The 13,285-nt window shown below is 41.7% G+C and carries 13 protein-coding genes; 2 read left to right on the forward strand and 11 right to left on the reverse strand.

Annotation, left to right across the window (positions count from 1 at the left end):
- Positions 1 to 40: 40 nt before the first annotated feature.
- Positions 41 to 199, forward strand: a complete 159-nt coding sequence (locus tag BACPLE_RS19365) for a hypothetical protein (protein ID WP_157131895.1) — start codon at positions 41 to 43, stop codon at positions 197 to 199.
- A 122-nt stretch (positions 200 to 321) separates the two neighbouring features.
- Here the strand turns inward: BACPLE_RS19365 and glmM are convergent, their stop codons facing one another.
- The 7 genes from glmM to BACPLE_RS14290 form a co-directional block, all read right to left on the reverse strand.
- Entirely contained in the window at positions 322 to 1,710 is a 1,389-nt protein-coding gene (gene glmM, locus BACPLE_RS14260; RefSeq protein WP_007563201.1) for a phosphoglucosamine mutase, read from the reverse strand.
- A gap of 25 nt (positions 1,711 to 1,735) precedes the next feature.
- On the reverse strand, positions 1,736 to 2,404 hold the full coding sequence (locus BACPLE_RS14265) for a DUF4827 domain-containing protein (protein ID WP_040313246.1): 669 nt from the start codon (positions 2,402 to 2,404) through the stop codon (positions 1,736 to 1,738).
- Between the two features lie 105 nt (positions 2,405 to 2,509).
- A complete protein-coding gene (locus BACPLE_RS14270) occupies positions 2,510 to 3,547 on the reverse strand; it encodes a DHH family phosphoesterase (RefSeq protein WP_007563204.1) in 1,038 nt (345 codons plus the stop codon).
- 60 nt (positions 3,548 to 3,607) lie between these two features.
- On the reverse strand, positions 3,608 to 5,572 hold the full coding sequence (locus BACPLE_RS14275; protein WP_040313308.1) for a ComEC/Rec2 family competence protein: 1,965 nt from the start codon (positions 5,570 to 5,572) through the stop codon (positions 3,608 to 3,610).
- A gap of 12 nt (positions 5,573 to 5,584) precedes the next feature.
- Positions 5,585 to 6,241 carry a ribulose-phosphate 3-epimerase gene (gene rpe, locus BACPLE_RS14280; protein WP_007563208.1) on the reverse strand — a complete coding sequence of 219 codons (657 nt, stop codon included), beginning with the start codon at positions 6,239 to 6,241 and terminating at the stop codon, positions 5,585 to 5,587.
- Positions 6,242 to 6,313: 72 nt separating this feature from the next.
- Positions 6,314 to 7,606: a porin family protein gene (locus tag BACPLE_RS14285; RefSeq protein ID WP_007563210.1), complete on the reverse strand. Its 1,293-nt coding sequence runs from the start codon at positions 7,604 to 7,606 to the stop codon at positions 6,314 to 6,316.
- A 3-nt stretch (positions 7,607 to 7,609) separates the two neighbouring features.
- Positions 7,610 to 8,152 (reverse strand): RNA polymerase sigma factor, encoded by a 543-nt coding sequence (locus BACPLE_RS14290; RefSeq protein ID WP_007563212.1) that lies wholly within the window; start codon positions 8,150 to 8,152, stop codon positions 7,610 to 7,612.
- A 153-nt stretch (positions 8,153 to 8,305) separates the two neighbouring features.
- Between BACPLE_RS14290 and BACPLE_RS18640 the strand changes: the two genes are divergently transcribed.
- Positions 8,306 to 8,989, forward strand: coding sequence for a NigD1/NigD2 family lipoprotein (locus tag BACPLE_RS18640; RefSeq protein ID WP_007563214.1), 684 nt, complete (start codon positions 8,306 to 8,308; stop codon positions 8,987 to 8,989).
- Here the strand turns inward: BACPLE_RS18640 and BACPLE_RS14300 are convergent.
- The 4 genes from BACPLE_RS14300 to BACPLE_RS14320 form a co-directional block, all read right to left on the reverse strand.
- Positions 8,986 to 9,909, reverse strand: coding sequence for an IS3 family transposase (locus BACPLE_RS14300; RefSeq protein ID WP_148374549.1), 924 nt, complete (start codon positions 9,907 to 9,909; stop codon positions 8,986 to 8,988). The genes BACPLE_RS18640 and BACPLE_RS14300 overlap by 4 nt on opposite strands.
- A complete protein-coding gene (locus BACPLE_RS19750; RefSeq protein ID WP_007563219.1) occupies positions 9,828 to 10,364 on the reverse strand; it encodes a helix-turn-helix domain-containing protein in 537 nt (178 codons plus the stop codon). The genes BACPLE_RS14300 and BACPLE_RS19750 overlap by 82 nt, the downstream gene beginning before the upstream one ends.
- A 134-nt stretch (positions 10,365 to 10,498) precedes the next feature.
- Entirely contained in the window at positions 10,499 to 11,470 is a 972-nt protein-coding gene (fmt, locus tag BACPLE_RS14315) for a methionyl-tRNA formyltransferase (protein ID WP_007563220.1), read from the reverse strand.
- Between the two features lie 15 nt (positions 11,471 to 11,485).
- Positions 11,486 to 13,285 carry a chloride channel protein gene (locus BACPLE_RS14320; protein ID WP_007563221.1) on the reverse strand — a complete coding sequence of 600 codons (1,800 nt, stop codon included), beginning with the start codon at positions 13,283 to 13,285 and terminating at the stop codon, positions 11,486 to 11,488.

The raw sequence follows: 13,285 nt of genomic DNA on the forward strand, positions 1-13,285 counted from the left end.
TTTGGGCGTTTTCATTACAAACCCCTAAAAACAACGCATTATGGAAACTCAAAAAGTTATTCTGCCCTTCTTTTACGCATTATTCCATGCTGGTTTTTCGTCAGAAGAAAACTCGTCCCCTATTGTTTCACCTCAAAAAGAATCGACATTACATTCAGAATTAACCCTCATTTCTTCAGAAGAATCTGAGAAGGAATAACCTCTACACACATTTTCTCTATCACACATTCACAAAAAAAAATTCCGGAATGAAAACCAGCTAACCGCTTTATTTCATTCCGGAATTAATTTTATTTTCAAAAGAATGCGCTAACACCCTTCTTATTTAGCCAAACTGTATACAATATCCATAATCTGCTTACCGATTTCATCTGCAGCCTCCATTGTAGAAGCTTCTGAGTATACACGAATAATCGGTTCTGTATTACTCTTACGCAGGTGAACCCACTTATCAGGGAAATCAATCTTCACACCATCGATGTCGTTGATTTCTTCATTTTTGTAAAGTTCTTTCACCTTAGCCAGGATAGCATCTACATCTGTTTCCGGAGTCAGATCAATACGATTCTTTGCAATGAAATAGTTAGGATAAGTCGCACGCAATTCGCTTACCTTCTTTCCTTCGTGTGCCAGATGACTCAAGAACAAAGCAATACCTACCAATGCATCACGTCCGTAGTGAGATTCCGGATAAATCACTCCACCATTACCTTCACCGCCGATAACCGCATTAGTAGCTTTCATCTTGGTTACTACATTTACTTCACCCACTGCAGAAGCATTGTATTCCATGCCATATTTGCGAGTGACGTCACGCAACGCACGAGTAGAACTCAAGTTAGAAACTGTATTTCCCGGAGTATGCTTCAATACATAATCAGCTACTGTTACCAGCGTATATTCTTCACCATACATGGCTCCATTTTCACAGATAATAGCCAGACGGTCTACGTCAGGGTCTACCACAAAGGCTACATCACAAGTACCTTTCTTCATCAAACCCATGATGTCACCCAAGTTCTTTTCCAGAGGTTCTGGATTATGCTGGAAGTCGCCAGTCGGTTCGCAATACAACTTTTCCACATGCTGTACGCCCAGCTGCTCCAACAACTGAGGCAGTACTACACCACCTACAGAGTTCACACAATCAATTGCCACGCGGAAATTAGTCTTACGGATAGCTTCTACGTCTACCAGTTTCAACGCCAATACGCTGTCAATATGTTTCTGGTTGTATGTATTATCTTCACGATACTTACCAATATGTTCGATATCTGCAAATTCAAATTCTTCTGCAGCAGCAATACGCAAAACCTCATTACCTTCTGCCGCATTCAGGAATTCACCATGCTCATTCAACAACTTCAAGGCATTCCATTGTCTCGGATTATGGCTGGCTGTCAGAATGATACCACCACATGCACCTTCCATAGTTACTGCAAGTTCTGTAGTCGGAGTAGAAGCCAATCCGATATTTACTACATCGAATCCCATTCCCATCAACGTTCCGCAAACCACATTTTTCACCATCTCACCAGAGATACGCGCATCACGGCCTACTACAATCTTATTTGATTTATTGGTCGTAGTCTTACGAATCAATGTAGCATACGCTGAAGTGAATTTCACGATGTCCAAAGGATTCAATCCTTCGCCGGCATGGCCGCCTATAGTGCCACGAATTCCGGAAATAGATTTAATAAGTGTCATAAATAAAGGTTTTTAATTATTTAGGTTATCTTGTCATGTTATAGGTCAATTCATAAAAACATGGATATACAGACTGAGTAGCCGAAGAAGTACCTTCACTATGCGGCACAATCAATTTCACACGTGCTATTTTCTCTGCATCATTTGTTCTTCCCGGTTTCAGATAACGCAGCGGAATCAACCACCCAGAAGGAACAGCTACTGTTCCATACATGCCATACATACTATAAGAATCATTACGAGTAAACGAAGCCGAATAAGAATCACCGCTAATTGTCAGTTTAAAATCCTCGCCCTTGATTGTATAAGAAGGATTGGCTACGTGAAAATTAGCCAGCAAAGTATCTCCAGCTGTCATACCTAAATCAGTGCGTGTTTGGAGTGCCACTTCCACAAAACGTGCCACCATATCATACGTTCCATCTCCAAGTACCTCTTCACCAGGACCACGATTGTCTACGTGCATATAGACTCCACTTTCGTCCAACAACACATATTCATTTTCTTTCGTTGTAGAATCCTGTGCAGCAAAATCAGCCTCAGAAATAACTTTTATGTCATTTTCCAAAATGTACTTATTAATGGCATCTGCCTCCTCTTCTTTCATTTCAGCGTATGTCTTTCCGTTATTACAACTTTGCAGCGCCAGCATTATCAGGGCAGTTACAGCCCACAGCAAATAATTCTTTTTCATCTTAATAAGCATGTTTACACGGGCAAATGTAGTAAAATGTCTATAAAACATCCTTCCTATTTTGTCCAATTATGTCTAATATTGTTCAAGAATAAAAATTTCTCACTAATTTTTCAATAACAAACTCTCATATTTCACCAAGGCCTGCTTAAATAAATCCACAGCCTCATCCATTGTACCATAAAACTCTCCTCCAGAAGCATTCAAATGCCCCCCTCCGTTAAAGAATTCTGTCGCAACCTGATTACATGGGAAAGCCCCAACCGAACGAAGTGAAACCTTAATCATATTCTTTTCCGTATCTTCACGCAAGAATACCGAAAAACAGATTCCCTTCATCTGAAGAGGAATATTCACAAAACCTTCCGTATCTCCTTTCACGTAACGGAATCTGCCCTGCTCTTCCTTTGACAGACAGATTAAAGCCGCACGGAACTGAGGATATACTTGCATTTTTTCATAAAGTACATACCCCATCAAACGAAGACGACCTTCTGAATATGTATTGAATACTTTACGATAAATATCATCCTTATCAATGCCTTTAGACAGCAGTTCACTTATAATGAAATAAATTTCACGGTTATTGGAATTATAAGTAAAACCTCCCGTATCCGTCATCATTCCGGTATAAATACATTCTGCTCCTTCCAATGTAATGTCATCAAAACATCCCAGACGGCATATCAGCCTAAAAATCAATTCTGAAGTAGAAGATATTTCCGGATGTGAAATAGTCACCCTACAGAATGGTTCCGGATTCAAATGATGGTCAATCATGACCTTTCTCCCTTGAGCAGTTCTGACGGCTTCTGCCATCTGGTCAATACGAGACAAGGCATTAAAATCAAGACAACAAATCACGTCTGCCTCTGCAATCAGTTTATCGGCAAACTCAGCATATTTATCATAACGGATAATATCTTTTGCTCCAGGCATCCATCGTAAAAAGTCAGGAAACGCATTAGGCACAATTACATTTACAGTCTTGTCATGTACAGACAAAAAATGATACAAGCCCAACGAAGAACCCAACGCATCTCCGTCAGGAGAAACGTGAGTCACAATCACCACTTTATCAGCCCGTTCAAAATAAGTCTCAACTTTATCAATATGGGCCTGAAGAATTACTTTTGACAACATATTCTTTTTCTTAAACTTACACTTTTGAAAGGAGCAAAAGTACAAATTTATTTTTAGAAACTACAGCACAACAGAATAAGAACCGTGAACAGAAAGGTCTGTATAAGATATTTTAAGTAATTGACATTCCCTTATAAGCTTTTCTCGGAAAGCATCACTCAACGAACTGTCCAAAATAACCTGCCGAATAATAAACAGTTTGTCCAACTGTGAAAGACTCCCTTTAAACCCCTTACAAATGTATGCATATTCTAAAGGAAAACGTGATAAAGATTCACATGTCCTCCATCGACCATCATCCAACACTGCAATATGCACATTTCTGATACATAGCAATCCCGTTTCAGAGCTATGAGTAGAAACACAATCTTTTTTACGGGTGTATACTTCCGAGCGGAAAAAGTACAACTGTTCCGGAGCTTCACCTGTATATTCCACACAAGACACCACTACAAACAGATTGCAAACCATCAGTAAACGAATCCAGTCAGAAGCCTTACGGTGTATACCGGATGCCCAGCATAAATAGAAGCAAATAATTACCACAATCAGCAGACAGGCCTGAGAAAAGGATAAATAAACAGAAGTAATCTGAGATCCGTCCAGTTGCTGAACCCACCGGGTAGATTCATTCAAAACCGATGTACACCATTCCAATAAGGTCATCACCGTACTTCCTACCATAGGTACGGAAGCTACACATAATGCAACCAGCGTCAACATCAGTATTCCACCTGCCAATATAACAACAACCAGATTGACTAGTAGAAAATAAGTCGGAAAACTTCCGAAATAATACAGAATAAAAGGTAGCGTACCTAACTGAGCCGAGATAGATAGGCTGAGTGTGTTCCACACATAACGCAACACACAATTTTTTATGCATAACCAACGTGAAAACAAAGGATAAAACGCCAAAATAGAAAAGACAGCTGTAAACGAGAGTTGAAAACTTATATCAAAAAGAAAAAACGGATTATATATCAACATCAGAAAAGCAGCCAACACCAAGGAATGCATACCCGAAAAACGCTCCTCTGAACAAAATGAAGCAAAAGTATATAAACTATACATTACTACTGCACGTACCACCGACGAACTTAGCCCGGAAATAAAGGCAAAAAGCCATAACAAACAGACTACCAGAAAAGCTAAAATCTTACGCCCATGCTTTAAATAAGTCAACGGATAAAACAACCACAAAAGAATACACGAAAGAATACCCACATGCAGTCCTGATAACGCTAATACATGACTGACCCCAGCTGCACTATACATTGCTTTTAATTCAGGAGTCAAATCCGTTTTCTCCCCAATAGTCAACGCCGATACTACAGCCTGCACGTCCTGATCAAATCCCCAACTCCGATATACATCCACAACCTGTTGTTGACATACCTTTGCCAACTGGCTGACAGATAATGAACGAGGTTTTCCCGTACAACGCCAATTCCCGGCATAAGCCAAAGCCGTTCCGCTAATACTCTTTCGTAAAAGATAGTCACCGTAATCGAATCTTGTCAGTTCTTTCTCAGAAAAAGGATATGAAACTTTTGCATAAAAACACACACTGTCTCCACAAGCCAAAGGTTTTGATAAAGAATCCGGCATCCATGACAAAAGAATATTCCGGTCTATTCTTTTCCAGTTTCCGTTTGACAACCGTTGGACATCTACACGCACTTCCGCCCGAAATGTTTTCCCCCTGACTTCCGGCACACTTTCCACTATACCTTTATATATAGCAGGCTCTCCATCCCAATCATATTGCACCGTTTCTCTTTGATGGAGTACCGATATTCCTCCCCATAAGAAAAAAGCCATTCCAGCCATCACTCCAAAAAGCCAGCGCCATCTCCATCGGGAAAACCAAAACACTCCTCCGCAAACAATCACCAGAAGTAACCATATCGCAACCCAATATGGCCATGAAAAATTTTCCGGCCACAATGTGTCGAATAAAAAAATTCCGGTTGCCAGACAAATAGTCAACCGGAACAATGGGTATGCTATTAAAGAATGCAAGGCTCCCAATACTTACTCCACATATTTCAATTGCTGAATAGCTTTAATCATGTCTGGAGAATTAAATACAGAACTGCCGGCCACCAGCACATCTGCTCCAGCGCGCCGCAGAAGAGGGGCATTTTCCTGATTAACACCTCCATCCACCTCGATAAGGGCAGAAGCCCCGTTACGCGTTATCATTTCGCGAAGCTGCGCAATCTTTTTAAATGTATTAGGAATAAATTTCTGGCCACCGAATCCTGGATTGACACTCATCAGCAACACCATATCCACCTCTGTGATAATATCCTCCAATACAGATACCGGAGTAGCCGGATTCAGCGTAACTCCCGCCTTCATTCCAGCTTCCTTAATCTGCTGGATAACGCGATGCAGATGAGGACAAGCTTCATAGTGTACATTCATCATCATGGCTCCCAAATTCTTTACTTCACGAATAAATTTTTCCGGCTGCACAATCATCAGATGCACATCCAACGGCTTCTGACTAATTTCAGCCACATATTTTAATACAGGAAAACCAAATGAAATATTGGGCACAAACACACCGTCCATAATGTCCAGATGCAACCAGTCCGCCTCACTTTGATTTATTTTTTCCAAGTCACTCTTCAAATCAGCAAAATTTGCAGAGAGCAAGGAAGGAGCTACCATAATTTTTTCCATCGATTTATTTTAGTTAATCAGATTCTTTTCAACAAAGATAAGCATCTTTTCTAATAAATCAACTATAAAAACTTATTTGGTCACATTGAAGCGTAAGCCTAACTGCAAATTAAAATTAAGAGGGTGTTCTTTTCGTATGGTTTCTACTCCGCTATGATCATCAAAATAATATGCAATTCCGGGCTCTACATATAATCCAAAACGTGAGGTAAAATTCACTTGCGCTCCGGCTGCTGCAGTCACTGACCACTGAAGCGGATCCACATCCAATGATGTGTTCTCAGATGTACGGTTTCCTCCATTCGTCACGGTAACAGTTTCCAGCTTCCCAGACACACATTTCTCCATCACTCCTCCAGCAGACGCATATACAGAGAGCCAACTATTTTTCCAAATAGAACGATGCAGTTTTACCGGTATACCCACATAATGCAATTTCTGAGTCTCTTCCACATACGATTTGGAACCGGAATGAATATCTGAAGATAAAAGTGTATAATTTAATCCTGTTTCCAATGCCCAGTCTTTATGAAAATGCCAGGCAACTGTCAGCCCCACCGTGACAGGCATATGGTGTTTCACACTCGTCTGAGGAGTTTGTATCGCATTCTCCAACAATACCTGACTGTAAGCCAGTCCTCCATTACTTATTGGAGACATATTCAAATCAGAAGAAGTATAATAAGCCGAACGAGCCACAAAACTACCCATTCCATCAAATGTATTCAACGAGCTATAAGGCGTATTGCCTGCTCCAACTCCAACCGAGAATCCAGAAGACTTATCCGACTTATTTTTCAGTGCCATGGCATTACGTTCCATACGTTCACGATCAGCTGCCCGATTTTCTTTCATGCTTCTGCTTCGTTCTGTTGGTGTTCTGGTAACCTCTTGTTCTACATTCACATTCTCTTTCGCCACTTCTTCAGGTTCTTCCTGATCCATTTCCGAAATAGCAGAAACTGGATCTACCTCTTCTTTATTCTCCACAGACTGTATAAGCGGAGTATGAGCTAAGAGAGAGACTGATTTTTCAGAAGATGTTTCTACAAGCTCAGTTTCTGCCATCCGCTCCTCTTGAAGTGGAACATACTCTGGCAAAGGAGTATCCTTCACCTTTACGGCCAGTTCCTGATTACGAAAATCAGCCTGCGGAGAAGACCAGAACCAATATGTCAGTGAAGACACCAGCAGCACCAGCACCGCCGCAGCCACTTGCCAACGTCTCCACAAAGGAATTACCTTCGGAACTTTAGGTTCCTCCAGTTCCTTGGACAACTTATCCCAAAGCCCCTCAGGAAGAGGTTCAGAATAGCCCTCCATCTGGTTACGTAAATTATCTATCCATTCTTTCTCGCTCTTCATTGCCTATAATTTCTTTCTATATTCATTTATTTTCTTTGCCAATAAAGTCTTTGCACGATAAAACTGAGAAGAAGAAGTATGCTCAGTTATTCCCAGCATCTGCGCAATTTCCTTATGACTTTTATCTTCAAACACATATAAGTTGAATACCGTACGATACCCATCGGGAAGTCCAGCAATCATTTTCATCAATTCAGCTTGAGGAATATCACCCACTCCCTCATCATCCTCTTCCGTATCAGGCAACTGCTCCATCAAAACTTCCTGCTGAGCCAGTTGATTGCGTTTTCGCAAATACCCCAACGCTTCATTGACCATCACACGCGAAAGCCAAGCTTTTAAAGAACCTACACCTTGATAAGTAAACTGCCCGATTGATTGGAATATCCGGACAAACCCATCATGTAACACATCCTCTGCAGCCTCCCGGTCCCCGATATAACGAAGACAAATAGCCATCAGCGAACCGCCATACAGCTCGTACAACTCCTTGCGAGCCTGATTATCTGCCAGCTTGCATTTCGACGCTAATTCTTCTTCTGTCATATTCAGCTTATCGTGCTTTGGTTAATAAATGATGAATACACAAAAATACTGCACCTTTTTCTAATTAAAATCGTCATTAAAATGTTTTTAACTAAAAAAGGTGCAGTATCCGAAAATCATTTCATTTATTTACATGAAAAATCCAACTAAATTATGAGATATACAAAATACATCACATACATACTTTTACTTCTACTATACGGACACTTTTCTTCTTGTTCTGTTGAAGAAGAAGACCAACTTCTACTATCCTCAAGCAGTGGCAGCTTTTCCACATTGGGAACTGTGGTAAACACCGAACAACTCACAATAGACTCTGACACTTATGGTGCTTTACTTCCCGTTAACACCCATATCTTTACAGACAACAAAGTGAACATCTTAGGCCAAAGAGTTTTACTAGAAGTCTTATTTCTTGATAAAAATAAACAAAACAATAATTCTGAAGCTAAGAAAGTAGAAATCATCAGCCTTTACAAAGTACTGACAAAAGATGCTGATTGTATAACTCCTGAAGAAACAGTTGAATCAATCAATGATATATTCGGCACAGCCCCGATATGCATTACTTCTTCCAGTATCAGCAAAGAACATCTAAATATCCAATATGAAATTGGAGGAAATAACAGTAACATCAGCCATCGTATCAGTTTACTGGTTCCACAAAATGCCCATCTGGATGAAAATGGATTGCTGCCGGTAGAGTTACGCCATAACCCGGGAGCAGACTTGCAAATCAACTCCTATTGGGGAGTAGTTTCCTTTACGCTTTCCAGCATTCCGCAATATCAGGAGTCTGCTTTTGAAGTGCCCCCCAAAAGTTGGACTTTAAATTAAAATTGATGATTCAACTCTCTATAGTAGTGAGCTCGGTATTGTGCCGGGCTCATACCTTTTAATCTAAGCTTAATTCTTCTTGTATTATACCAAACAATGTATTTCTTTAGTTCAGACTCAAACATGTCAAGACTATCAAAATGATTTACATACAATAATTCATTCTTCATCAGCGCGAAGAAGTTTTCCATCATAGAGTTATCCAGACAGTTGCCTTTACGGGACATGCTTTGTATAACACCATTATTCTTCAATATCTGTTGATATTGTGCATGCTGATAATGCCATCCCTGATCTGAATGCAGCAATAGCCCATCAAGGTTCTTATACTTTTTAAAAGCCTTTTTAAGCATATCTGTAACCATTTTCAGGTTAGGACTTCTTGAGAGTGTATATGTTATTATCTCCCCATTGTACATGTCTAATATTGGAGATATATACAGCTTCTCATCCTTTATGCAAACCTGTGACACGTCCGTTGTCCATTTCTGGTTAGGCCTTTCGGCAGAGAAATTTCTGTTGATGACATTAGGTGCAACCTTTCCTATCTGACCTTTATAGGAGTGATAGTGACGTTTTTTTCGCTTGGCTTTCAACTCCATATGAGACATCAGTTTCAGTACAGTCTTATGATTGATATTGCAGCCTTCGTTACGCAAGGACAGACAAATCCTTCTGTATCCATAGCGGCCTTTGCTGTCGTCATATATCGCTTTAATTCGTTTCCTTGTATCATCATAGCCATCGTTGTCCTTCAAGCGTGACAGATGGTAATAGAATACAGAGCGAGCCATATTTACCATTTTGAGAATACACTCAAGTGCAAAACCATCCTGCCTTAGTTCTTCGATGGCTCGCGCCCAATCCCTTGTAGTCGGGCGTTCCTTTCCTCTACTAAGGCTCTCACTTTTTTTAGCAATGCTACCTCCAGTCGCAGTTCCTCGTTCTCTTTTCTGAGTTTTTCCAGTTCACTCTGTGGCTTGATATTCTTCTTCGGTCTTCCCATATGTGACGGTCTGCCACGCTTTTTACATTTACTTAGAGCATCAATGCCCTCCGTACGCATAATCTTTAACCATACGCCTATCCTTTGAGGACTTGCACCATATTTTAGCGAGGCTTCGTGCAAAGTAAGATGATTTTCTTCAATATCAAGAACAATATCGTGTTTTAATGCATAATCGGCCTTGATATTGGGACATTTTTGCAATCCAGATACTCCTTCTTTCTGATAGCGTGACCATAAAACCTTTAGTCGTGCTTCATTTATCCCATAGTTCTTGTGGATGTGATTAAAGGATATGCCATCTTCCAACATATACATATAAGACAGCAAGTCTTGTAATGATTTTTGTTTTCTTTTTTGTGTAGACATAATAAAACCCCAAAAGTTTTGTGTCTAACTTTTGGGGTGCAGTACATTTCAAGGGTTTCCGCATTCTATATAAAAATAAAGAGGGCGACGATATACACACCGTCACCCTGCACAAATAAATATTGCCATATTCTTTATTCTACAAAGGAATCTTCCACGTGGCGATACCCGCGAAGGAAGTCAGCTACCTCCATTCGTTTCTTCCCCGCCAACTGCAAAGACAGCACTTTGACAAACCCGTCAGTAGAAGCAATCTGGAAATATGTCTTCTTATCGGTTACAATGCTGCCTGGTTTCAGGCTATGTGCAACAAATACTTTCTCCGTTTCAAAAATCTTCAATGCCAACGGAGCAGCATCACCCTGATGCAATTCCGTCCATGCAGCAGGATATGGAGAAAGACCACGTACAAAATCATATACCTTTTTCACTCCGGCCTGCCAGTCTATACGACAAGTTTCCTTAAAGATTTTAGGAGCCGGACGAAGCTCCGTGGCAGCAGCCAACTGTTCCTGTGGAATGGTCTTCACATTTCCTTCCAAAATGGCATCCACTGTCTTCACCACTAAATCTCCGCCTAAGTGCATCAGCTTGTCGTACACAATCTCCACATTATCCGTATCCGCAATGGGCACACGTACCTGATCAATAATCTCACCCGTATCAATCTCATGCTTCAGAAAGAAAGTGGTAATACCTGTTTCTGTTTCACCATTGATTACCGCCCAGTTGATAGGAGCTGCGCCACGATACTGCGGAAGCAAGGAAGCATGCAGATTGAATGTACCCAAACGCGGCATGTTCCATACCACCTCCGGCAGCATACGGAAAGCTACCACAATCTGCAAGTCCGCTTTCAAGTCTCTCAGCTCGGCCAGGAAATTCTCATCCTTCAGTTTTTCCGGCTGAAGCACCTTCAATCCTTGCGACACGGCATACTGTTTCACCGGGCTCGGCTGAAGCACGCTGCCATGCCGTCCCATCGGCTTGTCGGGCATGGTGATGACTCCCACCACCTGATAACCTCCTTCCACCAGCCGCTTCAAACTCTCCACGGCAAATTCAGGAGTGCCCATATATACAATTCGTAAATCTTTCTTCTCCATATTTCTTTTCGTTGTTTATTCTGCTGAAAAATCCACCATCACCTGACGATAAGTAGAAAGTATGCGCGATTTGGATACAAAACCGATATACTTGTTGTCTTCGTCTACCACCGGCAAATTCCAGGAGCCCGTCTTATCAAACTTATCCATCACATCTTCCATTGAATCTGTCGTAATAATGCAGGCTTTTGGAGTGACCATAAAATTCTCTACCCGGTATTTGTGATACAATTCCTGACGGAACATGATATTACGGATATCATTCAAGATAACTAATCCGATTAACTCATTGTGTACATCTACCACCGGAAAAAGATTACGGCCGGATTTCGAAATGGCCTTCACCATCTCTGCCAAATCCATATCCGGACGAACTACCTGAAAATCAGTTTCAATGACAGTTTCCATGCTCATCATGGTTAAAGCCGCCTTATCCTTATGGTGCGTAATCAATTCTCCACTCTTCGCCAAACGCATGGAATAGATACTGTGCGGTTCAAACACGATAATAGTAAGGTATGCGCAGACCGACACAATCATCAGCGGCAGGAACAAACCGTATCCACCGGTCAGTTCAGCTATCAGAAAGACTCCGGTCAAAGGGGCATGCATGACGCCCGACATCAATCCCGCCATTCCCATCAGGGCAAAGTTCTTTTCTGGAATGTATGTACCTCCCAACTGGAACTCATTGCACACATACGAGAACACAAAGCCGGCAATACAGCCCAAGAACAAGCTCGGTGCAAAAATACCACCGCAACCGCCACCACCGTTGGTCGCACTCGATGCGAAGACCTTAAACAAGATAATCAACAGCAAATACACCACCAGCAACTGCGAATTCCCATAGAAAAGAGAATTGTTCATTACCGTATCCCACTCCGCACTCGAGCGTCCGTTGAGCAACAGGGAAATGGTGTCATAACCTTCACCATACAACGGCGGGAACAGGAAAATCAATATACTCAGCATGGCTCCTCCAATAAGGAACTTCACATATGGATTATTATAACGGCGGAAAATATTCTCAATCCAGTTCATGGAACGGGTAAAATACCAGGCTACCAGTCCGCAGAAAATTCCCAATGCAATGGCGTATGGAATACGTTCCAAAGAGAACGGATAATCCAGGTGAAACTGGAACATGGCTTCCGTACCTGTGAGCAGATAAGAAACAGAAGCTGCCGTCACACTGGTAATCAGCAAGGGAAGCAAAGAAGCCATGGTCAGGTCAATCATCAGCACCTCCAGCGTAAAGACCACACCGGCAATCGGTGCCTTGAAGATACCCGAAACCGCCCCGGCGGCTCCACATCCCACCAGCAGCATCAGCGTCTTGTGGTCCATACGAAAAATACTGCCCAGGTTCGAACCAATGGCAGAACCGGTCAGCACAATCGGAGCCTCGGCACCGACAGATCCACCACAACCGATGGTAATGGCCGAAGCAAATACAGAAGACCAGACATTATGTCGCTTAATACGACTTTGCTTACGCGAGATGGCATACAAAATCTTTGTCACACCGTGGCTGATGTCGTCACGCACCACTTTTCGAATGAACAGTCCGGTCAGGAAGATACCTACCACCGGATATACCAAGTACAACCAGTTTACTCCCGTAGAATCAAAGTTTTCTGTCAGGAACTCCTTGATATATTCTACCAGGAACTTCAACAAGCAGGCGGCCAGTGCCGTACAGATTCCGACTAAAAAGCTTAAAATCAATACAAACTGCTTGTCCTTTATATGTCTTTCTCTCCAACGGAGAAAGCCCTGGAGCAAGCTGTTCTTCTCGTCTATAACTTTCAT

The organism is Phocaeicola plebeius DSM 17135, from assembly GCF_000187895.1.
Lineage (GTDB): Bacteria > Bacteroidota > Bacteroidia > Bacteroidales > Bacteroidaceae > Phocaeicola > Phocaeicola plebeius.